The sequence below is a fragment of the Qaidamihabitans albus genome, assembly GCF_016464705.1.
GTDB classification, from domain to species: domain Bacteria; phylum Actinomycetota; class Actinomycetes; order Mycobacteriales; family Pseudonocardiaceae; genus Qaidamihabitans; species Qaidamihabitans albus.
This window is the reverse complement of the sequence record NZ_JAEHOB010000005.1, coordinates 253,206-279,716: the sequence shown is the minus strand read 5'-3', so window position 1 is coordinate 279,716 and position 26,511 is coordinate 253,206. Positions and strand designations below refer to the sequence as shown.

Below are 26,511 nucleotides of genomic sequence, written 5' to 3'. Positions count from 1 at the left end.
GCCGGTTACCGCTTGACCTCCTCGATCTCACCGGAACGGACACCGGACCGGAATGAGCGCAGCTCGCGTTTGACCACGGGCGCGAGAACGTACAGCCCGAGGATGTTGAACAGCGCGAGCAGGAACAGCGTCGCGTCCACGAAGCTGAGAACGCTGTCGAGGGCGAGCACCGAGCCGACGACGAGGATCAGGCAGAACGCCACCCGGTAGACGCTCTCCTTTGTCTTGCTCCTGCCGACCAGGTAGATCCACGCCTTCTCGCCGTAGTACGCCCAGGTGATCATGGTGGAGACGGCGAAGAGGACGACGGCGACAGCGAGCACGTAGGGGAACCAGGGCAGCACCGTCTCGAAGGACTGCGAGGTGACGGTGACGCCGTCCGGGGCCCCTGCGCGGTCGCCGGTCTCCAGCACCATCTGCTGCCCCTCGCGCCAGATCGCGGTGTTGGCGGTGATGATGATCAGGGCGGTCATGGTGCAGATGATCACCGTGTCGATGAACGGCTCGAGCATCGCGACGAGCCCCTCGGTGCTGGGATGCCTCGTCCGCACTGCCGAGTGTGCGATGGGGGCGGAGCCGAGACCAGCCTCGTTGGAGTACGCGGCGCGGGTGAATCCGACGATCAGCGCGCCGATGACACCACCGAGGACGCCCTGCCCGGTGAAGGCGCCGTCGACGATCTGGCGGAAGGCGCCGGGTACCGAGGTGATGTTCACGATGATCACGATCAGGCCCGCGCAGACGTAGACGGCAGCCATGGCAGGGACGAGCCTGCTCGTGACGGCCCCGATCGACTTGATCCCGCCGAAGATCACGACGCCGATGACGGTGCCGATGACGATACCGGCGATCAGCCTGGCGCCATCGGTGGCGAGGAAGCTGTCGTCACCACCGGTCACGTTCTCGATCTGGGCAACGGCCTGGTTGGCCTGAAACATGTTCCCGCCGAACGAGAACGCCAGGATCATGACGGAGGCGAGTATCGCCAGCAGCGTGCCGATGACCTTTCCCGCGTTGCCCGGCAGCCTTTCCGCGATTCCCTTGCGCAGATAGTGCATCGGTCCACCGGAGACGGTTCCGTCGGGATGCTCCTCGCGGTAGCGAACACCGAGCGTGCATTCGACGAACTTGGTGCACATTCCCAGGAAACCAGCAATGATCATCCAGAACGTAGCTCCCGCGCCGCCGATGGTGACCGCGACACCGACGCCTGCGATATTGCCGAGGCCGACGGTGCCCGACACGGCCGCGCTGAGCGCCTGGAAATGGCTGATCTCACCCGGCTCGTCGTCCTTGGTGTACTTTCCGCGGAGTACTTTCGTCGCCAGCTTGAAGCCACGGAACTGGATGAATCCGAAGTAGATTGTGAAGACGAAGCCCGCGAGCACCAACCAGGACACGATCCACGGGAACTCGACTCCGAAGACGGATATCTCGGCGAAAACGAAATCGCTGAGCCACTCCGCGACCGGGTCGAACAAGTCGTTGATCGCCTGCTCGACGCGAGCGAGGAGTTCGGTCTTCGCCCCTTCCTCTTCCTGGGCGAGCAAGCGCGTCGCAATACTCCGCATGGCCGCCAGTAGACAACATCATCCGGCGCTCACACAAGTGCACCGGGGGCCGGCCAGCATGCACGAAATGCGCGAGAATCAACGAATCCACGACGAGTCTTCCTGTCGGCCATGGCTGCGCGGATTGGCTGGTCAGATCACTCGATTTTGGACCGGCTCAAGGCCGCCACGGGCTCCGGGTATCGGTGGGCCGGGTGGGGTCGTGGAAGCGGGGCCGGTCCGGCTCGTCCCGGCGCAGCGGCACCAGCCCCTCGGTGATCGCGCGCATGATCCGCGCGTGCGCCTTGACCGCGTCGCCGGGGCGACCCGTCGAGAACTCCGCCAGGTCGATCGGCTCGCCGAAGTGCACGCGGAACGTCGGCCTGCGCACCGGCGAGGTCAGGCCGGACCGGGCGAGCGGCAGGATGTCGGCGGGCCCGGTGACGGTCTCGGTGCCCCAGTACACGGCCTCGTGTGCGCCCCACTGGCTGATCGGCACCACGGGCACCCCGGAAGCCAGCGCGAGGCGGGCGGTGCCGGTCTTCCCGCGCTCCGGCCACAGACCGGGATCGTGACCGATCCGGCCCTCCGGGTAGACGATGATCGGCGCACCGGTGGAGCGCAGCGCCTCGACGGCATGCCCGAACTGCTCGACCGCCGAGGCCGAGCCGCGATCGATCCGCAGGTGCCCGCTGGCGCGCAGCGCCGGGCCCAGCACGGGCGCGTCGAGCAGGCCGCCCGCGAGCAGGAACCGCGGGGCGAGACCGATCCGCCTGCACGCCGCCATCAGCACGAACGCGTCGAACACGCCGATGTGGTTGGCGGCCATGAGCAGTGGCCGCCCGCGCAGCTCACGGGGCACGTTACCGCTGACCCGCAGCCGCCCGGCGAGGGCGACCAGGCCGCGGTCGACCGCCAGCATCGTGCGCCAGATCAGCGGTGACGGCTCGTCCCGGCGTGTCGTCCGGCCGTCGTCGTGGTGCAGCGCCACCATGGGCAGAGCATGTCATGCGCACGGATGAGGCCGTCGCCGGGCTCGGGGCGGATGTTTCTCGAGTGCCGTGAGTGGCGCATGTGATTCAGCCGCTGCGGCGGTTACCGTAGAGGTATGGCGAGCGGGTCGACGACCAAGGGGAGAACCACGACACGGAGCGGCGGCAGAAGCGGGAGCTCCGCACGGGGCTCCGGCCGTTCCCGTTCGTCCTCGCGCGCCTCGACGCGCAAGCCGGCCAACCGCAGGCCGGCCGCCCGTTCCCGCACGCGCAGATCCTCCGGCGGCGCCTTCGCGAAGACGGTTCGCGGCGGCTGGACGCTGGTGGCCAAGGGCGTCGGTGGCCTCGCCCGCACGGTGGGCCGGGGCCGCGAGCTGGAGCCCGAACACCGTCGCGACGGCGTCGCGCTCGGCCTGATCGCGCTCGGGCTGGTCACCGCCGTCGGCGTGCTGTGGGAGGCGGCAGGCCCGGTCGGGGAGTGGGTCACCATCGGCACCCGCAGCGTGCTCGGCGCCGGTGCCGTGGCCCTGCCGCTGGCCCTCGTGGTCGCCGCGGTCGCCCTGATGCGCTCCGAACCCAACCCGCAGACCCGGCCGCGAATGGTGATCGGCACCCTGCTGGTGACGCTCGCCCTGCTCGGCCTGCTGCACCTGTTCAACGGCAGGCCCGACACGCTCGACGACCAGATGTACGCGGGCGGCTGGCTCGGCTGGTTCTCCGGCGGCCTGCTGGCCGAGGGCGTCACCACGTGGGTCGCCGTGCCGCTGCTGGCCCTGATCCTCGGCTACGGCGTGCTCGTGTTCACCGGCACGCCCGTACGTCAGATCCCGCGCCGCCTGCGCGAATGGGGTCTCGATCCCGAGGAGCTGGAGGAGATCCGGCGCGAGCGGGAGCAGGAACAGCCGCGCGACGCCGTCGCCGAGGGCGACCCGGCGGCGGTGCGGCTGCGCAAGCCGTCGCGGCGCAGGCAGGCCAGCGCCGCGAGCGCCGAGCCCGACGCCCACCAGCCCGCCCTCGACGCGGCTCCCGAGTCGGCCGCCGCGGCGGTGCCGGCCAAGGTGCCCGCGGCGAAGGAGCCCTCCGCCGGGACGTCCGGTCGCAAGAGCCGCAAGGCCGAGCCCGCGATGCAGGTCACCCGCACCGTGGAGGGCGACTACGACCTGCCCCCGCCGGACCTGCTGACCCTCGGCGATCCGCCGAAGACCCGGAGCAAGGCCAACGACGCCATGATCGAGGCGATCACCGGCGTGCTGGAACAGTTCAATGTGGACGCCCAGGTCACCGGCTTCACCCGTGGCCCCACGGTGACGCGCTACGAGATCGAGCTCGGCCCCGGCGTCAAGGTCGAGAAGATCACGGCGCTCACCAAGAACATCGCCTACGCCGCGGCCACCGAAAACGTGCGGCTGCTCGCGCCGATCCCCGGCAAGTCCGCGGTGGGCATCGAGGTGCCCAACACCGACCGTGAGATGGTCCGGCTCGGCGACGTGCTGCGCTCCTCCACGGCGGCCAAGGACAACCACCCGCTGATCATCGGGCTCGGCAAGGACATCGAGGGCCACTTCGTCACCGCGAACCTGACGAAGATGCCGCACCTGCTGGTCGCCGGTTCCACCGGATCCGGCAAGTCCAGCTTCGTCAACTCCATGCTGGTGTCGCTGCTGGCCAGAGCCACGCCGGACGAGTGCCGGATGATTCTGATCGATCCGAAGATGGTCGAGCTGACCCCGTACGAGGGCATCCCGCACCTGATCACGCCCATCATCACCCAGCCGAAGAAGGCCGCGGCGGCGCTGGCGTGGCTGGTGGAGGAGATGGAGCAGCGCTACCAGGACATGCAGGCCAACCGGGTGCGCCACATCGACGACTTCAACCGGAAGGTCCGCTCCGGCGAGATCACCGCGCCGCCGGGCAGCGAGCGCGAGTACCGGCCGTACCCCTACATCATGGCGATCGTCGACGAGCTGGCCGACCTCATGATGACCGCGCCACGCGACGTCGAGGACGCGATCGTGCGGATCACCCAGAAGGCCCGCGCCGCAGGCATCCACCTGGTGCTGGCCACGCAGCGGCCCTCGGTGGACGTCGTCACCGGCCTGATCAAGACGAACGTGCCGTCCCGGCTGGCGTTCGCGACGTCCTCACTGACCGACTCGCGGGTGATCCTGGACCAGCCGGGCGCCGAGAAGCTGATCGGCATGGGCGACGCGCTCTACCTGCCGATGGGGGCGGGCAAGCCCATCCGCATCCAGGGCTCCTTCGTCAGCGACGAGGAGATCTCGGGCATCGTCAACTTCACCAAGGAGCAGGCGCAGCCGGACTACACCGAGGGTGTGACCGCGGCGAAGGCCGGGGAGAAGAAGGAGATCGACGCCGACATCGGCGACGATCTCGACGTGCTGCTCCAGGCCACCGAGCTGGTGGTCACCTCGCAGTTCGGTTCGACGTCGATGCTCCAGCGCAAGCTGCGCGTCGGTTTCGCCAAGGCGGGCCGGCTGATGGACCTGCTGGAGACCAGGGGCGTCGTCGGGCCGTCCGAGGGCTCGAAGGCCAGGGACGTGCTGATCAAGCCCGAGGAGCTGGACTCCGTGCTCACGATGATCCGCGGCGGCGACCCGGCGCCCGCGGAGGACGACCAGGACGAGCAGGGCTGAGCGCGACAAGCTCGTGAGTGCTGACACGAGTTCTAACTCGCGTGCGCACTCACGAGCGTCGAGGCGGCTCAGCTCGCCCCGAACTGCCGCACGGCCCGGTAGTAGGTCCACGCCGCGGAGTCGCACTGCCAGCGCCCGGCGCAGATGGCCCGCATGTCGCGGTAGAAGTTGTCGTCGAGGGCCTTCCGGCCGGTCTCGGTGAACCGGCTCTGCCGCTTGTAGTTGCGGTAGCCGAAGTCGTGCCGGTGGCAGGCACGGGTGAAGTCGTAGCCGAGCGGCCGGTCCGGAGACCAGGAGCACGCGTCGGAGGACCAGTCGAGTGTGCCCGCGTGCGGCTTTCCGCCGCGCACGTCGGCGAACTCGGACAGCGAGATGTCGAAGAGGTACCGGTCGGTGATCGCCCGGTAGTCGGTGGCCTGCGCGGTGCCGGTGCCGAGGAACAGCGCCGCCGCGACGGCGGTCGTTGCGGCGGTGGCACGGAAGCCGCGCCGCGGGGTCGTCGTGGTCATCGGGTGCCCCCTCGCTGATCGGACCGCAGGTGACGATCAGCGTGGCGCGGCCGTGGTGCGCGGCACCACCCCCGAAAGGCGGACGGACAGTAAAGATCCGGCTACGGAGAGGGACTGCCGCCGGCGAATGCCGCGGCGAGCCGCACGTCGCGCTCCGCGAGATCGAGCAGGCCGAGCACGGCGTCGTCCGCGGCGGCGCCGAGCAGGTAACCGCCGAGCCCGTCGGCCGCCGCCCGCAGCGCCACCGACTGCGCCGCGCAACCGGCCTCGATCAGGCCGTACCGGCCACCCCGCACGCCGTACTTGGCGAGCAGCGGCGCGTCGGCGAGGACGAGAACGAGCACGAACTGCGGTCCAGGGCCGTCCGCGGGCTCCGCGCCGAGCAGCGGCGCCAGCTCCGGCCACGGCGGGCACGCGCCGACGTCCTGCAGCGCGTGCCTGGCGGGTTCGTACCGGCACACGCGGCCGCTCAGCTCGTGCCGCACGTTGAGCAGCAGCGGGTAGCAGCGCAGCGGGTAGAGCCCGCCCGCGGACGGGTAACCGCGGCCCGTCTCGCCCTCGGCCAGCGGCGCCAGCACCGAGCCCAGCCGCCGGCCCGGCAGCGGTGCGGAGGTGAAGCCGCGGTCGCTGCGCCTGCGCCGGAACAGCCGCGACAACCGGTCGTTCGGCCGGGCCAGCGTGTGGTAGCCGCCGGGCAGCTCGAACGGGTCCGGCCCGGTGCCCTCGGCGCGGTACCCGGCCAGCCGGGCGGCCAGCCTGCGCAACGTGAGCGGCGTCGTGCGGCCGGCCGCCCAGAAGTCCTCGAACGGTCCTGACGGTGCTGGTGACACGGGTTCTCCGGTTCCGGGACGGGCGCTCAGCCGAGCGGATGCGGGAAGGGGCTGGGAAAGGGCCCGAGCGGTTCCGCACCGGGAAAGCGGAACGTGAGGTCGGCCGCCGTGCCGGCGAGGTGCGGCCAGCGATGGTCGGCGTGCAGGGGCACCAGGTCGGGGGAGAGCACGCGCACCGCGCGCACGCCCGTCGCGGCGAGCTCGGGCGTGGTCAGTTCCCGGTAGGCGAGCCGGACGCCGCCCCGGTCGAGCGCGGTGACGAGTTCGGTGAGCTCCGCGGCCGCACCGCGCCCGGCTGCACCGGATGCGGACGGCGCACTGCCCCTCCGGCCACGCCACCACGGCAGCGCCGACCACTGCCGGGGGTGGCCGGTGTAGTAGGCGGCGTGCCGGTCGAAGTCGGTGACCTCCTCCGGCTCCAGGGTGGCGGTGCCGTACTCGGCGAGCCAGACGGCGAGGAACGCCGTGCCCTGGCACCATTCCAGCCACGCCTTGCCGAGCGCGTCCGCCGGGTCGGCCCGGCAGGCCAGCCCGAGGGTGGCCCGGTCGCGGCCGCCGAGCGGCAGCGTGCCGGCCACCGCCACGACCGGATGCGGGCTGTAGGCGGGCGTGAGATCGAACGCCGCCACCGTGCCACCGAGCTCCCGGACCGGCGCGGACAGCGGCTCCGGCACGGGAACCCGCGGTGGCGCGACGCCGTGCAGCCAGCTCACCGTCAGCGCGTCGCGCTCGACGAGCTCCTGCGTGGCCCGCAGCAGTGCCCGGGTGGTGGAGCTACCGGCGGCCAGGCCGGACGAGGTCGCCGGGAGCCCGAACTCCGGCCGCAGGCCGACCAGACCCGCGGGCACCCAGGTCCCGGCATTGGCCGGCAGCGTCCACGCCTGCGTGTACGCGGGCTCGCGGTAGCCGTCGAGGTAGGGGAAGCCGGGCCGCGCGCGCTGCTCCGGCCGGTGCAGGCTGAACTGGTCGAGCCGCCAGCACGGCGCACCCGCCGGCGGGCCTTCCGTGCCGAGCGGGCAGCGTGCCGCCGCGTGCCGTTCGAGTGCCTCGGCGAGGGCGGCCGTCCTCGCCACGGTGCTGGCGTGCGCCGCGCCGCCCGACGTGCCGCCGTGGGTGAAGGGCTCCGCGACCGCGGCCCACCCGGCGACGGGCACGTCCGCCAGGCCACGTGGCACCTCCCGCAGCTCGGCGACCACGCCCTGCCGCCAGCCGACGGCCCGCTCCAGCAGGGTTCTCACGACGCGCGCCGGTAGCCGCGCAGGAGCAGGACGGGTGCCACGACGACCGCGGCGACGTAGCAGATGCCGAACACGACGACGAGCCCGCTCACCAGCAATGCCGCGCACACGAGGAACTCCACGAAACCCACGGCGATCCACAACAGCAGCCGCCCCGCGCTGTTCCACGGGCGCTGCGAGCCGCCCAGCGCCGCGACGACGAACGCGGTGCCGCCGGTGAGCGCGGTGGCCAGTGCGGCGGCGGGCACGGGCTCGTAGTCCTGGAGGAGGAAGTAGCCGAGCACCAGCATCAGGACAGGCAGCAGGCCGAGCAGCAGGGTGGCCAACGTAGGACGGCCGCCGCCCTCCACGTGCGGCGGCTGCCGGCGCAGGTCCTTGGCGAACCCGGCGGGCAGGGCGACCGTCGCGCTCACCGTGGACACCACGCAGCAGCAACAGCAACAGCAGCACGAGCAGGTCGGCGTGGCCGCAGCGGCCCGGGTGGCGCCGGGGCTGAACGCGTCAGGCAGGCGCAGCGCGGGGGTCGTCGCAGTGGTCGGCGACGTCGCGGCGTTCATCCGGCCTCCCAGGGCAGGGTGGCCGGGCCGGTGGGCAGGCCGGGGCACACGGGGCAGTCGGCGGCCGGCAGGACGTTCTCGGCCGTGCTGGTCAGCTCCTCGGCGTGCATGCTCACGGTTCGTTCGAGCAGCGCCAGCGATCCGGCACCGAGGCGGCGGATCGCGTGCGCGGCCAGCGCGAGGGGCAGTTCGGGCTGCTCCGCGGTGACCGGCCGCTGCGGTGGGGGAGGGTCGCCCCAGCGGCGGCCGGTGCGGACGGCGAGGCAGGCCAGGCACGCGCTCGCACCCGGCACGACCAGCGGGCCGAGCACGACGGTGTGGTGATACGCGAGGTCGAGCAGCAGGTGCGGCACCGGCGGCTCGGCGAGCTCACCGGCGAGCTCCGCCAGCTCGCGCAGGGTCTCCGTGGTGCGGACGACGAGCAGCAGGTCCGGTTCGGCGGTGTCGGCGTGCACGCGCGGCGGGAACGTCTCGTGCAGCGCTGTGGTCAGCGCGGCGGGAGTGGAGCCCACCGTCCGCACGTCCACCCCGAGCACGCGCGGCCGCTCCGGCGTCGGCAGCGCGGCGGGACGGACCGCACCGAGCGAGCGGAGCTGGCGCACCACCGCGGCCAGCTCGCCGGGCAGGTCGGCGGCGTCGACCGGACCCGCCGTCGCGGCTTCGAACCAGGCCACGAGCGCCTGCGTGTGCGCGGGGGAGAGGTCGGGGACGAGATAGTTGAGGTCGGCGCCCGCGTAGAGCACGAGCCCGTCGTCGTTGGCCTGCGCGCGCCAGCCGGGATCGGCGACGACGGCGCTCATCGTGGCTCGCCCGGCTCGGCGCCGAGGAAGCGTTCGACCGTCTGATCGTCGGCGCTGCCCGGCCCGCCCGGTTCCGGGTCGCCGAGCGGATGGCCGGGAACGAGGTCGTGCCGCCCGGCGAACCGCTCGGCGGCGGCCCGGATCGACTCGCGCAGGGCACCGAGCACCACGCTCTCGGCGGTGCCGCTCAGGGTGCGCAGGAGCTCCCGTACCTGGGTGAGCCGGTCGTCCGACTCGGCGCTCTCGATCTCCCCGGTGAGGCGGGGCCACATCCGTTCTTCGAAGACGGCGACGAAGTCGGCGGCGATGCGGTCGGTGGTGGCGCGCAGGTCGGCGAAGCGGTCGAGCACCTCGGTGGCGGGCACGGCGAGCCGGGTGAGCCGCAGACCGCTCTCCAGCGCCCAGCGGCGGGCGTGGGGGCGGCCGCGGTGCCAGCGCACCAGGCCGAGCCTGCTCGCCCGGCGGAGCAGGCCAGGTCGCAGGTCCCCCGCGGGGACGAGCGTCCTCAGATCGCGCAGCCGCACCGGCACCCAGTCGTCCGGGCCCGCGGGCTCCGGCAGCCCGAGCACCGCGGCCACGCTCGCACCACGATCGCGGGCCGCGATGAGCTCGGCGATCGCGGGCAGTGAGAAGCCGCGGCCCTGCAGGCGCTGCACCAGCCGGAGCCGTTCCAGGTGCGTGCCGTCGTAGCGCGCGCTGCGTCCCCGACGGGCGGGCGGATGCAGCAGGCCCCTGGTCTGGTACATCCGGATGGTGCTGGTCGGCAGGCCGGTCTCGGCGGCGAGCCGCTCGACGCTGAACGTCTCGGGGGGCTCGGGGGGCTCGGGGGACACAGACGCATCCTGCGCGCCCGCACTCGTCTAGTCAACACTATTCGAGTGGGAGCCAGAATAAACCAGTGGAACCGGGCGCCGGGGTCGTGAGTGCGCACGCGAGTTCTAACTCGTGTGCGCACTCACGAGTCGAGGTGCAGGAGCATGCGGGTGTTGCCGAGCGTGTTGGGCTTGACGAAGGGCAGGTCGAGGAACTCGGCGACGCCCGGGTCGGCGGAGCGCCGCATCTCCTCGTAGACCTCCCGGGGCACCGGGGCGCCGTCGATCCGCACGAAACCGTGCCGGGCGAAGAAGTCGGTCTCGAACGTCAGCACGAAGATCCGCGGCAGGCCCAGGTCCGTCGCCAGCTCGATCAGCCTGCGCACCAGCGCGTGCCCGATGCCGCGCCCGCGCACCGACCGGTCCACGGCGACGGTCCGGATCTCGGCGAGGTCCTCCCACAGCACGTGCAGGGCGCCGCAGCCGACCACCTCGTCGCCGAGCTCGGCCACCCAGAACTCCTGCACGTCCTCGTACAGGGTCACCAGGTTCTTCTCGAGCAGGACCTTGCCCGCGTCGGAGTCGACCAGCCTCTTGATCTTGCGAACGTCCGCGATACGGGCGCGGCGGATGTGCGGGGACTCCACGGCACAGACGCTATCCGGTCGCCGGGAGCCTGCACCGGGGCGGTGCCGCGGGGCAGCGCCCGATCGTGGCGGCGGCCGGCCGGCGAGCACCGGCGGTTACCCTGGTCGGCGTGTCTTCCTCCCCCGCCGCTGAACCGTCCCCGGAAGGTCGCCGGGTGTCCCTGCTGACCCTCGGCTGTGCCCGTAACGAGGTCGACTCCGAGGAACTAGCGGGCCGGCTCTCCGCCGGCGGCTGGGAACTCACCGCCGACCCGGACCACAGTGACGTCGTCGTGGTGAACACGTGCGGGTTCGTCGAGTCTGCGAAGAAGGACTCCGTGGACACGCTGCTCTCCGCGGCCGACACCGGGGCCAAGGTCGTCGCGGTGGGCTGCATGGCGGAACGCTACGGCGCCGAGCTCGCGCAGAACCTGCCCGAGGCCGATGCCGTGCTCGGCTTCGACCACTACCCGGACCTCGCCGAGCGGCTCGGCGAGATCGTGGCCGGTGGCACGGTCGCCTCCCACACGCCCGCCGACCGGCGGACGCTGCTGCCGATCAGCCCCGTACAGCGGCCGGCCGCCTCGGCCGATGTGGCGGTGCCCGGGCACGGCCAGAACGGCCAGGGCGCGCGCGTGCTGCGTTCCCGGCTCGACGACGCCCCGGTGGCCGCGCTGAAGATCGCGTCCGGTTGCGACCGGCGCTGCTCGTTCTGCGCGATCCCGTCCTTCCGCGGCTCGTTCGTCTCCCGGCACCCCGACGAGATCGTCGCCGAGGCCGCCTGGCTCGCCACGCAGGGCGCGCGGGAGCTGTTCCTGGTGAGCGAGAACTCGACGTCCTACGGCAAGGACCTCGGCCGCGAGAGCGGTGGCACCCGGGCGCTGGAGCGCCTCCTGCCGCGCCTGGCGGCGGTGGACGGCGTCGAGCGCGTGCGCGTGTCCTACCTCCAGCCCGCCGAGACCCGCCCGGACCTGGTGCGCACGATCGCGACCACGCCGGGTGTCGCGCCGTACTTCGACCTCTCTTTCCAGCACTCGAGCGAGGCGGTGCTGCGCCGCATGCGCCGCTTCGGCTCCACCGACTCGTTCCTCGCGCTCGTCGAGCAGATCCGGGAGTGCGCGCCCGAGGCAGGCATCCGGACGAACGTGATCGTCGGCTTCCCCGGCGAGACCGAGGCCGATCTCGCCGAGCTCGAGCGCTTCCTCACCGGCGCCCGCCTCGACGCCGTCGGCGTGTTCGGCTACTCCGACGAGGACGGCACGGAGGCCGAGACGTTCGACGGCAAGCTCGACCAGGCGACCATCACCGAGCGGGTCACGCGGATCTCCGCGCTGGCCGAGGAGCTCACCACACAGCGCGCCGAGGACCGCATCGGGGACACGGTCGACGTGCTGATCGAGACGGTGGACGAGGAGACAACGGAGACAGCGGAGACAGCGGAGACAAGGGGGCGCGCGGCACACCAGGCGCCCGAGGTCGACGGCGAATGCGTGCTGGTCGACGCCGGCCCGTGCGAGGTCGGCGAGCTGGTCAGGTGCGAGGTGGTCGACAGCGAGGGCGTCGACCTGGTCGTGCGGCCGGTCGCGGTCGCGGGCAGAGACCGGTGAGCTCGGTGGCCGGCGGTCCCGCGGACGCGGACGGCGACGATCCGGACACGGCCGCCCCGGCGCCGGACGCTCCAGTGGTGCGCACGCTCAACGTGGCGAACCTGCTGACGCTCTCCCGGCTGGTGCTCGTGCCGCTGTTCGTCGGGGCGCTGTTGCTCGCCGAGGAGCCGGAGGGCACCGATCCGCTCTGGCGGTACCTGGCGACGGCGCTGTTCGCCGTGGCGGCGCTGACCGACCAGGTGGACGGCTGGGTGGCCCGCAGGTACGGCCTGATCACCGATTTCGGCAAGGTCGCCGATCCGATCGCCGACAAGGCGCTCATCGGGGCCGCGCTCGTGGTGCTGAGCCTGCTCGGTGAGCTGCCGTGGTGGGTCACGATCGTCATCGCGGCGCGCGAGCTCGGGGTGACGCTGCTGCGGTTCTGGGTCATCCGCTACGGCGTCATCCCGGCCAGCCGTGGTGGCAAGGCGAAGACGATGACCCAGGTCGTGGCCATCGTGCTGTACCTGCTGCCGCTGCCCGTGGAGGTCGCGCCGCTGCGCTGGATCTTCCTCGGCTGCGCGCTCGTGCTCACCGTCGTCACCGGCCTCGACTACCTGGTCCGGGCCGTCCGGCTGCGTGCGGCGGCCCGCGCGGCGGTGCGGTGAGCACCCCCGCCGCCGGGCTGGTGGCCAGGCTCGTCCGGAGAGGCGAGACGGTGGCCACGGCCGAGTCGCTGACCGCCGGCCTGGTTTGCGCCGCGCTCACCGAGGTACCCGGGTCGAGCGCCGTGGTGCGCGGTGGCCTCATCGTGTACGCGACCGACCTCAAGACCACGCTGGCGGATGTGGACGCCGCCCTGCTGGCCGAGCACGGCGCGGTGCATCCAGACGTCGCCGTCCAGCTCGCCGACGGCGCCCGGCGGCGGTGCGGCGCCGACTGGGGGCTGGGCCTCACCGGTGCCGCCGGACCCGACCCGCAGGACGGTGCCGCCCCGGGAACCGTGTACATCGGCGTCACCGGGGTCGGCGTGTGCGCAGGCCGGAGCCTGCGCCTGCCCGGCGACCGGCACGCCGTGCGGGCGGCGTCGGTGACGGCGGCGCTCGAACTGCTGGCCGAGCAACTCGACCGGCGCTGACCTGGGCAGTCGTCGCACCGGGGGAACAAAGCGGCGCGCCGGGACGTTCGCTCTTGGCGGACGCACCTCGCATAACCTGCGTTCTGTCGTCTGCTCTCGGTAACGTGGGCACCAGCTGAAGGGAGGCGCGTGATGACCGTGCTGTTGCGCGAGGCGATCGGTGATCGGCTCCGTCATGCCCGCACCAACAAGAGCCGAACGCTGCGCGACATCTCGCGCGCCGCCCGGGTGAGCCTCGGATACCTTTCCGAGGTCGAGCGCGGCCAGAAGGAGGCTTCGAGCGAGCTGCTGGCTTCGATCTGCGACGCGCTGGAGCTTCCGCTCGCCGAGCTGCTGCGCAACGTGGCCGCGGACGTGTCCGCCCTCGACGACGTCGAGACGGCCGGTGTCCGTGAGACGGCCGAGCAGCCCGTCGCCGAGCGGGCCGGTGACGCGGCGGAGTCCTCGACGGCGCCGAGGCGCGGCTTCGAGGGCGGCCGGCTGGTGTCCAGCGCCGTCGGCAACGGCCTCGCCGAGCTGCGGACGCCCGGCAACACCCGGATGACCCCGACCCTGCGCACGACGATCAGCGCGCCGAAGACCAAGGCGGTTCTCGCCGCCTGAGCGCCCGTCCGCCCGCATCGACGCGCGGCTCGTGGGACGGCTTCGGGGGAGCCTCAGGGCCATCCCTGAATTCCCCCGGGGTCGCCTGGAACGTGGACCGCTGACCTGACACGATGGAACCCAGCACCGGGGTGGCGCGTTGCCAGGGAACAAGGGGAAACGGGACGCGCCTACCTGATCATCCGGTGGACGAGCCCGTGGGACGTAAGAAGGCAGGCGGAGGAGATGGCCAACCCTTTCGTGAAGTTCTGGAACTACCTGATGGCGGCGTTCTCGTCGAAGATCGACGAGCACGCCGACCCGAAGGTACAGATCCAGCAGGCCATCGAGGAGGCGCAGCGTAACCATCAGGCGCTCTCCCAGCAGGCCGCGTCGGTGATCGGCAACCAGCGGCAGCTGGAGATGAAGCTGAACCGGCAGCTCGGCGAGGTCGAGAAGCTCCAGTCCTCGACCCGCCAGGCCCTGGTCCTCGCCGACGAGGCGCGGTCCAAGGGCGACGAGCAGAAGGCCACGGAGTTCGAGAACGCCGCCGAGGGCTTCGCCGCCCAGCTCGTCACCGCCGAGCAGAGCATCGAGGACCTCAAGACGTTGCACGACCAGTCGTTGCAGGCGGCGGCCCAGGCCAAGCAGGCAGTCGAGCGCAACGCCAGCATGCTGCAGCAGAAGCTGGCCGAGCGCACGAAGCTGCTGTCCCAGCTGGAGCAGGCCAAGATGCAGGAGCAGGTCTCGGCGTCGCTCACGCAGATGACCGAGCTCGCGGCGCCGGGCAACACGCCGTCGCTGGACGAGGTCCGTGACAAGATCGAGAAGCGGTACACCACCGCGCTCGGTTCGGCCGAGCTGGCGCAGAACTCTCAGCAGGGTCGCATGATGGAGGTGCAGCACTCCACCACGCAGCTGGCCGGCCACAGCAGGCTGGAGCAGATCCGGGCCTCGATGAAGGGTGACTCGGTCGCCCAGGTCACCGAGGGTTCGGCCGCGAAGTCCGCCCCGCAGGCGGGGTCCGCGTCCGCCGCGGCGTCGAACGCGGACGTCCAGCGGGAGATCCAGGCGCGCGTACAGGCCGAGCAGCAGAAGAACGAGGCGTAGCCCGGCCAGGGGCAGGCGATCATGGGGTCGGGCAAGCGAGATTTCAGCGAGTTCAACGCCAAGTTGGAGAAGCATCTTGAACGCTTGCCCGACTACGCGCAGCGCGCCCAGCGGAAGCTGAACCGCTACCTCCCGCCGCAGGACGGCTCCGGGCAGCGGCCGGCGGACGGGCAGTCGCCACGTCCGAACCGGCCGCCGCTTTCGATCCCGCAGGTGGACCTGTCGATGGTGTCCGACGTGCGGGACAAGTGGGCGCGCTGGAACGAGCCCGCCGCGAAGCTGGAACGCCGCAAGCGGCGGACGTCGCGGGCTTTCACGCTGTGGATCGTGCTGTCGATCTTGAGCGTGCTGTACGCGGTCGCCGGCTACACCGGGCTGATGAGCGGCAACGAGGGCTTCGAGGGGGCTTTCGGCGGCATCACCGCCACCGTCATCTTCGGGACGCTCATGGTGCGCTCGGGGCTGAAGCTGCGCAGGCTGCACCGCGTCGAGCTGCCCGCGAGCACGTTGCCGCCACCGCTTCCGCCCACCGCTTCCGCCGCCCGCAGGCCGATGGAGCGGCTGGCCGAGAGCGAGGCTTCGCTGAGCGAGCTGCTCGGCCAGCTCACCATGCCGGCCGCCGGTGCGCCGGCCGCGGTGCCTGAGGTGTCGGTCGAGGACGCGCGGGCCACCGCGAACGACGCCGCGGCGACGCTGCGCGCCCTCGCCGACCGGATCCAGGCGGTCGAGCGGGCCCGCGACACGGCCTCGGCCGCGGACCGGGCGGCGCTGGAGTCCGCGGTGCGGTCACTGCGCGAGCAACTCGACGACGGGCTCGACGGTTACGGTGCGCTCGTGGCCGCCGCCGGCCGGGCCGTGGCCGCGAGTAGCGGGGGAGTGCAGCCCGCGAAGGACTCCCTCACCGATGCCACCGACCGGCTGGCGGGTCTGGCGCTCGCCCTGCGCGAGCTTTCCTGAGCCGGCGAGCCGCACCGCTCGTGAGTGCGCACGCGAGTGAGAACTCGACTCAACACTCACGAGCCGCGAGCGCCCGGTTGAGCCGCCGCACGAGGCCGGGCCCGTGCAGCGCGAATCCCGTGTAAAGCTGGACGAGGCTGGCGCCGGCGTCGAGCATCCGTTCGGCGTCGTCCGGTGTGAGGATCCCGCCGACACCGATCACCGGCAGCCGATCACCCGTCCGCTCGCGCACGAAGCGCACCACGTCCCTCGCCCGGGCCGCCAGCGGACCGCCGGACAGGCCACCGGCCTCCTTCGCCAGGTGCGCGTCACCGTTCACGACGCCCTCCCGGCTGAGCGTGGTGTTGGTGGCGATGATCCCCGCGACGTCGTACTCGACGCAGACCTCCAGCAGCTCCCCGAGCGCCTCGTCGGAGAGGTCCGGCGCGACCTTCACCAGCAGCGGCGTCGGGGCGTGGCCCGCTCGTTCCGCCAGCGACACCGACGTTGCCCGGAGCTCGCCGAGCAGTTCGGTGAGTGCCGCGCGGTCCTGCAACGCCCGCAACCCCACGGTGTTGGGCGAGCTGACGTTGAGCGCGAAGTAGTCAGCATAGGGATAGAGCGCCCGCAGCGAGTACCGGTAGTCCTCCACCGCGTCCTCGAGCGCGACCGCCTTCGACTTGCCGATGCTGATCCCGAGCGGCGCCGCCGGCTTGCCCCTGGCCGCCAGGCGGGCGGTCAGCGCGTCGGCGCCCGCGTTGTTGAAGCCCATCCGGTTGATCACGGCGTCGCTGCCGGGCAGGTGGAACAGGCGCGGTCTGGGGTTGCCCGGCTGCGCCAGCCGGGTCACCGTGCCGACCTCGATGAAGCCGAAGCCGAGCGCGGGCCAGGCGTGCAGCGCGCGGCCGTCCTTGTCCATACCGGCGGCCAGGCCGACCGGGTTCGGGAAGCGGATGCCGAACACCGTCACCGGTGCGTCGATCGAGTAGTGGCGGCGCAGCGCGGCGAGCGCGGGTGGCACGGCGGCGAGGCCGGCCAGCGCGCGCACGGTGCGTTCGTGCACGACTTCGGGGTCGTTCTTGCCCAGCCGGTACATCGCCGGGCGGACGATCTTGTCGAAGAGCACCGCTACATGCTGCCCCATGCGTCCCGCCGTCAACGCGACGGGCGGGCCCGCCACTCCTGTTCCAGCATCGCGAACACGAGCTCGTCGGCCCACGTGCCCTGGACGATCACGTTCTCCCGCAGACATGCCTCCTGCCGCATCCCGAGCCGCTGCATCAGCGCCGCCGACGGCCCGTTGCGTCCGTCACACCGGCCGATGATCCGGTGCAGGCCCAGCTCGTCGAAGCCCAGCCGGAGCAGTTCGGTGGCCGCCTCGGCGGCGAAACCCCGACCGTGATGGCTGGGGTGGAAGACGAAGCCGATCTCGCCGCGGCGGTGCTCCGCACTGAGCCAGTCGAGGTTGAGATCGCCGATCAGCTCGCCGGTGTCGGCCCGCTCGACGGCGATGCCCAGCACCTGGCCGTCACCGTCCAGCATGTCCCGGCGCATCCGCTTGGCCAGCGCCGTCGCGGCCTCCAGGCGGGTGCGCGGCTCCCAGTGGAGGTATCGCGTCACGTCCTCGCGGGACTGGACCGCGTGCAGGGCGTCGAGATCGCCGGGGCGGAAGGGGCGCAGGATCAGCCGGGCGGTCCTGATCGGGAAGGCGGGCCGGAGCATGGAGCAGACCATAGAGGAAGACCCCCGACGCGACTCCCGAACGTCGTCAGTCGTTCGGGCCCGAGCCGGACCGTTCTCGGGAGCGTCGGGGGTCCGGTGACTGCCTGGTATTCACCGACAGGCACACACGTGCGGCAGGTGACGAGCCGACAGGTGGTCGGAAGCGGTCCCTGCCTCTTGAGTCCTCACGTGCTGTCCGTCAGCGGACAGCCACCTCACGAGTCCTGTAGTTAATCAACTTCGGACCACCTCCCTTCTCGTGTACCCGCAACGCTAGGCGAGCGGATCGAGTGAGGGCAACATGATTTTCGGCGAGCGAACCGGTGCCGTGGCCACAGCTAGCGGGCCGGAGCGGGGCCGGGCTGGCAGCGTGGGCAGAACCAGGTCGGCCTGCCGTGCGTGCCGGATCCCTGGGTGGCCACGCGGACCGGACCGCCGCAGCGGAAGCAGCCCTGCCTGCTGCGTTCGTACACCCAGTTTCGCCGTCCCCTGGCCAGCTCACCCGTCGTGCTCTGCCCGGGCCGGGACGCGCCCGCCAGCAGGAGCCTCCGCGCGAGCGTCACCGCGCGTTCGATGTCTGCAGTGTCCATCTCGGACACCGTCGTCCACGGGGAAACCCCTAGCAGGAAGCAGGTCTCGGTCTTGTAGAGATTGCCCACCCCGGCCATGATCCGCTGGTCGAGCAGCGCGAGCCCGATCTCGGCGGAAGGTACGGCGGAGAGCGCGCGCACCGCGGTGGCCGTGTGCCGGTCCGTCCATTCCGGATCGAGCAGATCGGGACCGAGGTGGCCGACGAGACGCTCCTCCTCGCCGCTCGGCAGCAGCGCCAGGTCGTGCACACGGAAGCCGACCACCTGCGCACCCGCGCTCGCCAGGATCACCCTGGCGTGCTGCGCGGGCATGTTCCAGCGCGCACCGGGCCGGAAGACCCGCCACGACCCGTCCATCTTCAGGTGGCTGTGCAGGCTGAGCTCGCCGGAGAACCGGATGAACAGGTGCTTGCCGACGGTGCGCACGTCCCGCACGCACCGGCCCGCCAGATCGACCGTCGCCAGCGCCGGATGGCGGAAGTCCGTCCGCTCCAACGTCTGCCCGGCGAGCGCTCCCGCGATCGTGCGGCCGGTGCGGAAGACCGTGTCGCCCTCGGGCACCGGCTACCCGATCTCGGGCTCGGCGAACGCTCGCACCACGGGGAACTCCGACGTGGTCTCGCCCGCGTCGGCGTCCTGGCGCCGGTCGTGCGCGCCGGGCTCCCCGGGTTCCTCGTACTCGCCGTGCTCGTCGGCCTCCTCCCGCGCCAGCCGGTGCCGCCCGGCCCGGTTCGAGCGCAGGATCTTGGCGAGCACCATGTTGAAGGTGAGCGCGATCTCCTGAGCTCCCGGCGAGTTCCACTCGTGGATCGGCGTGCAGGCGCCCTGCGCCTGCTGGATCGCCAGCCGGTCCGGGATGGCCGTCGGCATCACCAGCCTGCCGAAGGACTCGCGCAGCTCGGCGATCCGGTACTGGTGCTCATACGAGCGTGCCCGCAGCCGGTTGACGAGCACGCCCACCGGCCGCAGCCGCGGGTTGTGCTCGGCCCGGATCGACTCGATCGCCTCGAGCGCGCGCTCGGCGCCCGCGACCGCGTACATCGTCGGCTCCGTCACCAGCAGGGCGCTGTCCGCCGCGAGCAGTGCCGAGCGGGTCAGCCTGCCCAGTGAGGGCGGGCAGTCGAGGATGACGATCTCGTAGGGCTCGCCGCGCGGCGAGCCGTGCAGCTCGTCGAGCGCCCGCGCCAGGTTGTCCATCCGGCGGCTGTCGGGACCCGGTTCGTTGAGCAGCTCCAGCTCCTCGGCGCCGACCAGCACGTCGAGCCGGTCGCTCCAGGCGCTGGGCGCGATCGCCTGGTCGAGCACGGCGAGGCGGGGCGTCTCCAGCACGTCCGCCAGCGACGCGTCGGTCATCGGCGGGTCGAGGGACGCGGTGGCGTTGCCCTGCGGGTCGAGATCACCCACCAGGGTGCGCGCGCCCCTGCGCAACGCGGCGGAGGCGATACCGAGCGCAACCGTCGTTTTGCCGACGCCTCCCTTGAGGCTGAGTACGGCGACCGTGTGCACGCCCCCGAGCGTAGCCGTTGGCGCGGCGGTGACGCGCACGGTCGGGTTTTCGCCACGGGCACCGAGCGGTCCTGACGGGTCCAACTAGGGTTACCGTCCATGCGAGCGGAGACTTCGGCCGGTCACGGATCGGCGGCCGTGCGGCAGGTACTGGAAACCGAGCTGCGGGACGCCCGCGGCCGGGGCACCGAGCGGCCGCGCGTGGTCGACGTGGGCGGCGGCAGCGGCGGCTGGGCGGTGCCGTTCGCCTCGGCGGGCTGCCTGGTCACCGTCGTGGAGCCGAACCCGAACGCGCGGGCCATCCTGGAGCGCCGGGCCAGGGAGGAGGGCGTCTCCGAGCGGATCACGGTGATCGCCGACGACTCCGACGCGCTGGGTGAGCGGGTGCCGCCCGGCTCTGCCGACCTCGTCCTCGCGCACGGGTTGCTGGAGGTGGTCGACGACCCGGCCGCCGTCGCGGCCGCGCTGGCGGCCGCGGCCGCCCCGGGCGGCGCGGTGTCGGTGCTGGTGGCCAACCGGCACGCCGCGGCGCTGCAGCGGGCGCTCGCGGGCCGGCCGGGGGAGGCGCGCAGGCTGCTCACCGACCCGCACGGCGTCCTCACCGAGGACGGGGAGACGCTGCTCCGGCGGCTGGACACCGGCGGGCTGGAGGCGCTGCTCTCCGGTGCCGGGCTCGAGGTCGAGCTGCTGCAGGGGGACGGCGTGGTATCCGACGCTGTGCACAGCACGGCGCTCGACTCGGTGAACGCGACGGCGTCGTGGGAGCACGACCTCGCCGACTTCGAGGCCGCCGCGGCGGGCACGCCGCCACTGCGGGACATCGCCAGCCGCCTGCACGCCCTCGCCCGCCGGCCACGCTGACCGCGTGTCCGCGGTTCGTGCACGCGTGTCCGCGCCCTGCGACGCGGACACGCGTGCGTAGAGCGCGGACACGGCTGCCGCGGCTAGTGTTGCGGTGATGGGAAGGAACACGGGACTGCCCGCCGGGTTCGCCCGGTTCCGTGTCGGCACGGACGGCGACCCGGCGGGGCGGCCCGACGACACCGGCTGCGGACTGCTGCACGTCGACATGGACGCGTTCTTCGCGGCCGTGGAGCTGCGCACGCGCCCCGAACTCGCCGACCGACCGGTGGTCGTCGCCGGTGCCGGGCCCCGCTCGGTGGTGCTGTCGGCGAACTACCCGGCGCGGACGTTCGGGATTCGCTCCGCGATGCCCGTCGGTGCCGCGCGCCGGCTCTGCCCGCAGGCGGTGTACCTCCCGCCCACCCGCGGCCTCTACAGTGAGGTCTCCCGGGGCGTGCTGGCGATCTTCCGCGAGCTGACCCCGCTGGTGGAGCCACTGAGCCTGGACGAGGCCTTTCTCGACGTCAGCGGCGCGCTGCGCCGGCTCGGCACCACCCCGGCCGGTGTGGGGGCGCTGATCCGGCGGCGCGTCGCCGCCGAGCACGGTATCACCTGCTCGGTCGGCGTCGCCGGGGTGAAGTTCGCCGCCAAACTCGCCTCGGGCATGGCCAAGCCGGACGGGATGATCGTGGTGCCGGTGGCCGAGACGCTCGACTTCCTGCATCCGCTGCCCGTCTCGGCGCTGTGGGGCGTCGGGAAGAAGACGGAGCAGCAGCTGCGGCAGCTGGGACTCGACACGATCGGCGACGTCGCCACGGCGCCGCTGGAGCGGTTGCGCCGCTCGCTGGGCACGGCGGTGGGCGAGCACCTGCACGCGCTGGCACACGGCCGCGACGAGCGGGGCGTGGTCCCCGGCACGGAGGAGAAGTCGATCGGTGCCGAGCGCACCTTCGACGTCGACCAGTACGACCAAGCGGTGCTGGAGCGCGAGCTGCTGCGGCTGGCCGAACGCGTCGCCGCGACCCTGCGGGCCAGGGGCCTGCGCGGGCGCACGGTGTCGATCAAGGTCCGCTACGCCGACTTCCGGACGATCACCAGGGCGCGCACGCTCCCGTCAGCCACGGACGTGTCCAGGGAGATCCATGCCACCGCCGTCGCGCTGCTGGGCGAGGCGTCCGGGAATGCCGGGAAGCCGTCGGACGGCTCGATCCGGCTCATCGGCGTCCGGGTCGAGGGACTCAGCGACGGCACGGAGGGTGAACAGCTCAGCTTCGCGGGGCCCGAGCCGCGCTGGCGGGACGCCGAGGTCGCCGCGGACGTGGCGCGGTCCAAGTTCGGCGCGGGCGCCATCCGCCCGGCCTCCCTGCTGTCCCCCGACGAGGCGTGATTTGCTCCCGCGAGGGCTGCGCAGCGGCCGATCCGGGGCATTCCGTGCAAATCTCTGGGTGCTTGATGCGGGATCGGGTAGTCGTCGGCGCGCGGGGCTCGTATCCTGGTGGGGACACCCCCGCTCCTGGGGGCTCAAGTTGGGTCCACGACGTTGCGCGGCCCGGCGCCCGCGACAGCTGTGCCGGAGGAGGAAAGATGCCACTCTCCGAGCATGAGCAGCGGCTGCTCGACCAGATCGAGCGCGAGCTCTATGCCGAGGACCCCAAGTTCGCATCCACGGTGCGTGGCACCAGGCTGCGTCGCCCTGCCCGCCGTCGGCGTTTCCAGGGCATCGCCCTGTTCGCCGTCGGTGTCGCCCTTCTGGTGCTTGGCGTGATGGTGCCGTTCCGGGTCGCCGAGATTCCGCTGGTGAGCGTGCTCGGGTTTCTGGTGATGTTCTTCGGAGTCCTGTTGGCCGTCACCTCGATGCGACAACCCGCCGAGGCCGAGGAGAAGCCGGGCCCGGACAGCGGGGGCTCGGGCGGTGGCAAGCAGCAACGCCGTCGCAGTTCCTTCACCTCGCGGATGGAGGAACGCTTCCGCCAGCGTTTCGACGACCGGTAGCCGCCCGCCGGGTCGGTTCTTACAGCGCCTGTTCTTGATCCCATGCAGGTGCGGTGTTGTGCCTGGTCACCTCTCGTGAGTGCGCACACGAGTTAGAACACTGTTAGGCACTCACGAGAGGTGACCAGCTGAAATGGTGCGCACTGGGGCCGGTTCGGTCCGGCCGGTTCTACAGCGGGCGGCGGCGGTAGCGGCCGAGCAGCGAGCGGGGCAGCAGCCGGCCCCGCAGGGACACCGGCGCGTTGCGGCGCAAGCTCTCCCGCAGGCCCTGGAACGCCTTCGCGAACCCGGGGTCGCCGGTGCCCTGGTTGCCGTACCAGGAGCGCTCCACGCCGGTCACCACCGTGCGCAGGTCGTTCTTCCCCGGCTCGTCGAGATGGTGCCGCTGCGCGACCTTCTGCGCCGCCGTCCGCACCGTGTCGCTCTTCGGGATGGGCACCCCGCGATCCGCGCACTCGTCGAGCAGTTCCGCCCATGCGGCGTCGGCCGCAGTCGGCTCCCCGGCGTCGATCGCTCGCAGCCTGCGCAGGCGCGCGATCTCCCGGGTCGCCGAAGGCACCAGCAGCACGCCCGCGACCACCAGTAGCCCGAGCGCGAACGCCCAGTGCAGCTGCCAGCTCAGCAGGACGAGCGCCATCAGCCACAGCGCCGCGGCGGTCGGCACCAGCCAGCCGGGCACCGGGGGACCGGTGGAACGGTGCCTCGCCGTCGACATCCGGCGGCCGAGCACGGCGGCGCCCCCGGTCAGCACGAGCGCTGCCAGCAGTGAGAGGAGCGCGCCCCAGCCCGACCACGCGGGCGCCTGCTCGGAGAACACGCCCCGGCCACCCTGGCCGCCGGTTTCCGGTGCCTGCGCGGCCGCCGACTCGCTCGTGGGTGTCTCCGGTGCCGAAGACGCGTTCGGCACCTCGTCGTCGGCGGAGGGCGCCTGGTCACCGGGCACGTCGTCCGGTCGCAGATACGGCGGGACGAAGCCGCGGCCGTCGGACAGCGGCGTCGGGTCGAAGCTGACCCAGCCCTCTTCGCCGAAGTAGACCTCGACCCAGGCATGCGCGTCCTGGGAGGTGATCGCGCGGTAGTCGCCTGTCGAGTAGCCGGTGGTGAACCCGACGGCCACCCGGGACGGGATACCGAGCGTGCGCAGCATGACGGCCATCGAGGAGGCGAACTGCTCGCAGAACCCGCGCTTGCCGTTGAGAAGGAAGTCGGCGAGCGCGTCGGAATCGGACGCGGGTGCCGTCTCGGTGTCGTAGATGAAGCCGTTCTGCGCGCTGAAGTAGCGCCAGATCGCCTCGACCCGGTCGAAGTCGTTCGTGGCGTTGGCGGTGAGCTGCCTGGTCAGCTCCACCACCCGCGGGTCCACGTCGTCGACGGCGGTGTAGGCCGGTGGTATCTCCCCGGACCGCGCGGTCGCCGCGCGCAGCTCGGCCTTCGTCGGCTCCTCCAGCGACGCGACCTCGACGTAGGGCGCGGGCCGCTGACGGCGCTCGCGGAAAACCGATCCGCTCGTGCGGTCGTAGTACCAGTCCTGGGGGACGCCCCGCAGCTCGCGGGGCGAGCCGTACACGGGCAGCCACAGGTCGACCCAGTTGACCGGCTCGATCCGGATCTCACGGCTCTCCCCGGTGCCGTCGTCGCCCGGAGCGGGCGGCAGCGGGCCGCTCGCGGGCACGCCTGCCGGCATCGGGCCGTCCGGCAGCCCCCAGCCCTGGTTGGCCCGGTAGGTGTCCAGGGTGAAGGCACGCAGCAGCCTGCGGTCGTTGCCCAGCCCGCGGACCCGGAACAGCTCGACGTCGTTGCCCTGGTCGAGCATTCCCCGCAGCGACGTGAACGGGTTGACGCCGAGACCGCCCGCCGCGTTCTGGCCACCGGAGACCGCGCCGGGCAGGCTGCCCTCGGTGCCGATCGCGGTGACCGTCGATCCGGCGACGAGACCCACCGCGAGCGCCGCGGTGACCACGGCCACCGGCGCCGACGTGCTTCCCGGCGACGCGCCGAGCCCCGGTGCCGTCCGGTTGCGCCAGCGCCGGTGCCGGTGGCTGCCGTCGACCGCGAGCAGCCCGGCGAACGAGCCCGCTCCGGCGGCGAAGGTCCACCACGGCAGCAGGTCACCGGCCAGCGCGGAGGGCACCGCGTAGACGCAGAGCAGGATGAGCCCGGTCGCCGCCGGGGCGGCCGCGGCGACGGCGAGTGTGTCGACCAGTATCGCGACGAGCCCGATCGCGATCGTCACCAGGCACAGGATCGGCGCGGACGCCTCCACCGGCGGCAGGCCGGTTCTGATCTGCTCGAACGAGGCCGTCAGCACATCGTTGAGCTCGGCCAGCGCCGCGGGACCGGGAAAGATCGCCAGGATGCCGCTGCGCGTGAAGACCCCGATCACCAGGCAGGTCAGCACGAACAGTTGCGCGAGCCCGACGAGGGCGGTGGGCACGCGCAACGAGCGCAGCGCGAGCCCCGTGCACGTGACGAGGACGGTGGCGACGATGATGTAGCCCAGCCAGGCGCCGCCGCTGACCACGCCGGTCAGCGAGGTCGACGCGCAGACGGTCGCCAGCCCCGCCATCGCGGGTGCGGCGATCGAGCCGCTCCAGGCCGCGGGCCCGGCCGGCTGCTGCGGGGCGGGCGCCTCCGGGCGCGGTGGGGACGTCGTCGTCACGCGGGCCCGCCGATCAGCGACGACCGGGGCACCGCGCTCTGGCAGAGCTCGGCCCACACCTGCGGCATCAGGCTGTCGGGACCGGCGACCACGACGCCCCAGCCCGCGGCGCGCAGCAGCGCCGCCGACTCCTCGGTGGCCGCGGCACGGTGCTCGGGCGCGCTCATCCCGCCGGACCAGGAGGGGGTGTCCAGCAGCACCGCGAGGCTGCGCACCCCGCGCGGCCGGTACCTGGACAGCTGGTCGACGGACTCGTTGCTGACGGTGCCGAGCACGGCGATGAGCTCCTGGCCCTGAGCGGGGTCGTAGCCGGTGGTGATGTCGCGCTCGTGCGCGGGCTGCAGCGCCGCCAGCGCGTCGAGCACGATGTTGTCGTACTGCTGGCCGCCACCGCCGGGCGTGTCGGCCAGGACGCGGCTGTGCTCGCTGACCAGGCGCACACGGTGGCCGGCCCGGCGCAGGTGCAGGCACACGCTGGCGGCGAACTCCACGGCCCATTCGAGGCTCGCGGCCGGGCCGGTGCCGTGGTGTGCCGCCGCGCGGTGGTCGAGCAGGACGGTGGTGCCGCCGCGCCACGGCCGCTCGTCGACGCGGACCATGATCTCGTCGCGCCGCGCGGTCGAGCGCCAGTGCACCTTGCGCATGTCGTCGCCGTGCCGGTACTGCCGGACGACGACATCGGTCTCACCCTGACCGGCGTGGAGCCGGACGTTGCCGTCGTCGCCCGCACCGAGGCCGGCGCCGGCCGGAAGTCCCCACAGGCCGACGATCCTGGGCACCACGACCAGCCGGGAGTGGCTGATGAGCTCGCGCTCGAACTCGCAAAGGCCGAACGGGTCGGTGATGGTGGCGCGCAGCGGGCCGACCTGCTGGATGCCGCGCAGCACGGGCTGCACCGGGTAGCGCAGTGCCACGGACCGGTGCTGGGGGAGCCGCTCGACCACGAACCGCGGGCGGGACCCCAGCGCGTAGGGCACGCCGTCCTCCAGCAGCACCTCGCCCGCGGGGAGCTTCCCCGTACGCCACAGATCGAGCTGGACCTCTCCCTGGCCGCCGACGTGGACCCGGTCGGGCAGTAGCTTGCGGGACGCCCCGATCCGTACCTTGGACGCGGACGCCAGTAGCGCGACGAACAGCGGCAGTGCCACCACGAACACCGCGACCCGGAGCAGGTCCCGCTCGTTGAGCACGGCGGCGCACACCGCGGCGGCGACCCCCGCGGCGAGCAGGCAGCGGCCGCGAGTGGTGAGGCCGGACAGAGAGCGCAGCATGTCGGTCG

25 protein-coding genes are annotated in these 26,511 nt (G+C 72.4%); 10 read left to right on the top strand and 15 right to left on the bottom strand.

The annotated features are described in order from the left end of the window. Nucleotides 1-5 precede the first annotated feature (5 nt). The gene (locus tag JAP66_RS12775; protein ID WP_199431890.1) at nucleotides 6-1,571 is read right to left on the bottom strand and encodes an alanine/glycine:cation symporter family protein; all 1,566 of its coding nucleotides are present in this window, start codon (nucleotides 1,569-1,571) and stop codon (nucleotides 6-8) included. A 157-nt stretch (nucleotides 1,572-1,728) separates the two neighbouring features. Further along, entirely contained in the window at nucleotides 1,729-2,544 is an 816-nt protein-coding gene (locus tag JAP66_RS12770) for a lysophospholipid acyltransferase family protein (protein WP_199431889.1), read from the bottom strand. Nucleotides 2,545-2,658: 114 nt separating this feature from the next. Here JAP66_RS12770 and JAP66_RS12765 point away from each other — a divergent pair, with 114 nt between their 5' ends. Continuing rightward, nucleotides 2,659-5,196 (top strand): DNA translocase FtsK, encoded by a 2,538-nt coding sequence (locus JAP66_RS12765; RefSeq protein ID WP_199431888.1) that lies wholly within the window; start codon nucleotides 2,659-2,661, stop codon nucleotides 5,194-5,196. A 68-nt stretch (nucleotides 5,197-5,264) separates the two neighbouring features. On the opposite strand, the gene JAP66_RS12760 is transcribed toward JAP66_RS12765, so the two are convergent. The 7 genes from JAP66_RS12760 to JAP66_RS12730 form a co-directional block, all read right to left on the bottom strand. Next, entirely contained in the window at nucleotides 5,265-5,705 is a 441-nt protein-coding gene (locus tag JAP66_RS12760) for a phospholipase (protein WP_199431887.1), read from the bottom strand. Nucleotides 5,706-5,806: 101 nt separating this feature from the next. Further along, a complete protein-coding gene (locus JAP66_RS12755; RefSeq protein WP_199431886.1) occupies nucleotides 5,807-6,535 on the bottom strand; it encodes a SagB/ThcOx family dehydrogenase in 729 nt (242 codons plus the stop codon). A 26-nt stretch (nucleotides 6,536-6,561) separates the two neighbouring features. After that, nucleotides 6,562-7,773 (bottom strand): YcaO-like family protein, encoded by a 1,212-nt coding sequence (locus tag JAP66_RS12750; protein WP_199431885.1) that lies wholly within the window; start codon nucleotides 7,771-7,773, stop codon nucleotides 6,562-6,564. Next, complete coding sequence (locus tag JAP66_RS12745; protein WP_199431884.1) at nucleotides 7,770-8,330, bottom strand: hypothetical protein; 561 nt, start codon at nucleotides 8,328-8,330, stop codon at nucleotides 7,770-7,772. The genes JAP66_RS12750 and JAP66_RS12745 overlap by 4 nt, the downstream gene beginning before the upstream one ends. Next, nucleotides 8,327-9,130, bottom strand: coding sequence for a hypothetical protein (locus JAP66_RS12740; protein WP_199431883.1), 804 nt, complete (start codon nucleotides 9,128-9,130; stop codon nucleotides 8,327-8,329). The genes JAP66_RS12745 and JAP66_RS12740 overlap by 4 nt, the downstream gene beginning before the upstream one ends. Beyond that, a complete protein-coding gene (locus tag JAP66_RS12735) occupies nucleotides 9,127-9,963 on the bottom strand; it encodes a MerR family transcriptional regulator (protein ID WP_199431882.1) in 837 nt (278 codons plus the stop codon). The genes JAP66_RS12740 and JAP66_RS12735 overlap by 4 nt, the downstream gene beginning before the upstream one ends. Before the next feature lie 122 nt (nucleotides 9,964-10,085). Then, complete coding sequence (locus JAP66_RS12730; RefSeq protein WP_199431881.1) at nucleotides 10,086-10,589, bottom strand: amino-acid N-acetyltransferase; 504 nt, start codon at nucleotides 10,587-10,589, stop codon at nucleotides 10,086-10,088. A 110-nt stretch (nucleotides 10,590-10,699) separates the two neighbouring features. On the opposite strand from JAP66_RS12730, the gene rimO reads away from it, so the two are divergent. The 6 genes from rimO (at nucleotide 10,700) to pspM (ending at nucleotide 15,941) form a co-directional block, all read left to right on the top strand. Then, complete coding sequence (gene rimO / locus JAP66_RS12725) at nucleotides 10,700-12,175, top strand: 30S ribosomal protein S12 methylthiotransferase RimO (RefSeq protein WP_307849544.1); 1,476 nt, start codon at nucleotides 10,700-10,702, stop codon at nucleotides 12,173-12,175. A gap of 5 nt (nucleotides 12,176-12,180) precedes the next feature. Continuing rightward, complete coding sequence (pgsA, locus tag JAP66_RS12720) at nucleotides 12,181-12,822, top strand: CDP-diacylglycerol--glycerol-3-phosphate 3-phosphatidyltransferase (protein WP_199432038.1); 642 nt, start codon at nucleotides 12,181-12,183, stop codon at nucleotides 12,820-12,822. Further along, nucleotides 12,819-13,292, top strand: a complete 474-nt coding sequence (locus JAP66_RS12715; protein WP_307849542.1) for a CinA family protein — start codon at nucleotides 12,819-12,821, stop codon at nucleotides 13,290-13,292. Before pgsA ends, JAP66_RS12715 begins: the two co-directional genes overlap by 4 nt. Nucleotides 13,293-13,424: 132 nt before the next feature. Beyond that, on the top strand, nucleotides 13,425-13,895 hold the full coding sequence (locus JAP66_RS12710) for a helix-turn-helix domain-containing protein (protein WP_199431880.1): 471 nt from the start codon (nucleotides 13,425-13,427) through the stop codon (nucleotides 13,893-13,895). Between the two features lie 225 nt (nucleotides 13,896-14,120). After that, nucleotides 14,121-14,984 carry a PspA/IM30 family protein gene (locus JAP66_RS12705; protein WP_199431879.1) on the top strand — a complete coding sequence of 288 codons (864 nt, stop codon included), beginning with the start codon at nucleotides 14,121-14,123 and terminating at the stop codon, nucleotides 14,982-14,984. Nucleotides 14,985-15,005: 21 nt separating this feature from the next. Further along, nucleotides 15,006-15,941, top strand: a complete 936-nt coding sequence (gene pspM / locus JAP66_RS12700; protein ID WP_199431878.1) for a phage shock envelope stress response protein PspM — start codon at nucleotides 15,006-15,008, stop codon at nucleotides 15,939-15,941. A gap of 49 nt (nucleotides 15,942-15,990) precedes the next feature. Here pspM and JAP66_RS12695 read toward each other — a convergent pair whose 3' ends face one another. The 4 genes from JAP66_RS12695 to JAP66_RS12680 form a co-directional block, all read right to left on the bottom strand. After that, nucleotides 15,991-17,046 (bottom strand): quinone-dependent dihydroorotate dehydrogenase, encoded by a 1,056-nt coding sequence (locus JAP66_RS12695; RefSeq protein WP_199432036.1) that lies wholly within the window; start codon nucleotides 17,044-17,046, stop codon nucleotides 15,991-15,993. Nucleotides 17,047-17,075: 29 nt separating this feature from the next. Then, nucleotides 17,076-17,642: a GNAT family N-acetyltransferase gene (locus JAP66_RS12690; RefSeq protein ID WP_199431877.1), complete on the bottom strand. Its 567-nt coding sequence runs from the start codon at nucleotides 17,640-17,642 to the stop codon at nucleotides 17,076-17,078. Between the two features lie 338 nt (nucleotides 17,643-17,980). Next, nucleotides 17,981-18,793 carry an Fpg/Nei family DNA glycosylase gene (locus JAP66_RS12685; protein ID WP_199431876.1) on the bottom strand — a complete coding sequence of 271 codons (813 nt, stop codon included), beginning with the start codon at nucleotides 18,791-18,793 and terminating at the stop codon, nucleotides 17,981-17,983. A gap of 3 nt (nucleotides 18,794-18,796) precedes the next feature. Continuing rightward, nucleotides 18,797-19,738, bottom strand: a complete 942-nt coding sequence (locus tag JAP66_RS12680) for a ParA family protein (protein WP_199431875.1) — start codon at nucleotides 19,736-19,738, stop codon at nucleotides 18,797-18,799. Nucleotides 19,739-19,837: 99 nt separating this feature from the next. Here JAP66_RS12680 and JAP66_RS12675 point away from each other — a divergent pair, with 99 nt between their 5' ends. The 3 genes from JAP66_RS12675 (at nucleotide 19,838) to JAP66_RS12665 (ending at nucleotide 22,573) form a co-directional block, all read left to right on the top strand. Then, complete coding sequence (locus tag JAP66_RS12675) at nucleotides 19,838-20,599, top strand: methyltransferase domain-containing protein (protein WP_199431874.1); 762 nt, start codon at nucleotides 19,838-19,840, stop codon at nucleotides 20,597-20,599. Nucleotides 20,600-20,696: 97 nt separating this feature from the next. Next, complete coding sequence (gene dinB, locus JAP66_RS12670; protein ID WP_199431873.1) at nucleotides 20,697-21,968, top strand: DNA polymerase IV; 1,272 nt, start codon at nucleotides 20,697-20,699, stop codon at nucleotides 21,966-21,968. A 197-nt stretch (nucleotides 21,969-22,165) separates the two neighbouring features. Further along, nucleotides 22,166-22,573, top strand: coding sequence for an SCO2097 family morphological protein (locus tag JAP66_RS12665; RefSeq protein ID WP_199431872.1), 408 nt, complete (start codon nucleotides 22,166-22,168; stop codon nucleotides 22,571-22,573). A gap of 169 nt (nucleotides 22,574-22,742) precedes the next feature. Here JAP66_RS12665 and JAP66_RS12660 read toward each other — a convergent pair whose 3' ends face one another. Beyond that, entirely contained in the window at nucleotides 22,743-25,232 is a 2,490-nt protein-coding gene (locus tag JAP66_RS12660; RefSeq protein ID WP_372448963.1) for a transglutaminase TgpA family protein, read from the bottom strand. Next, nucleotides 25,229-26,503 carry a DUF58 domain-containing protein gene (locus JAP66_RS12655; RefSeq protein ID WP_199431871.1) on the bottom strand — a complete coding sequence of 425 codons (1,275 nt, stop codon included), beginning with the start codon at nucleotides 26,501-26,503 and terminating at the stop codon, nucleotides 25,229-25,231. The genes JAP66_RS12660 and JAP66_RS12655 overlap by 4 nt, the downstream gene beginning before the upstream one ends. Nucleotides 26,504-26,511: the final 8 nt, after the last annotated feature.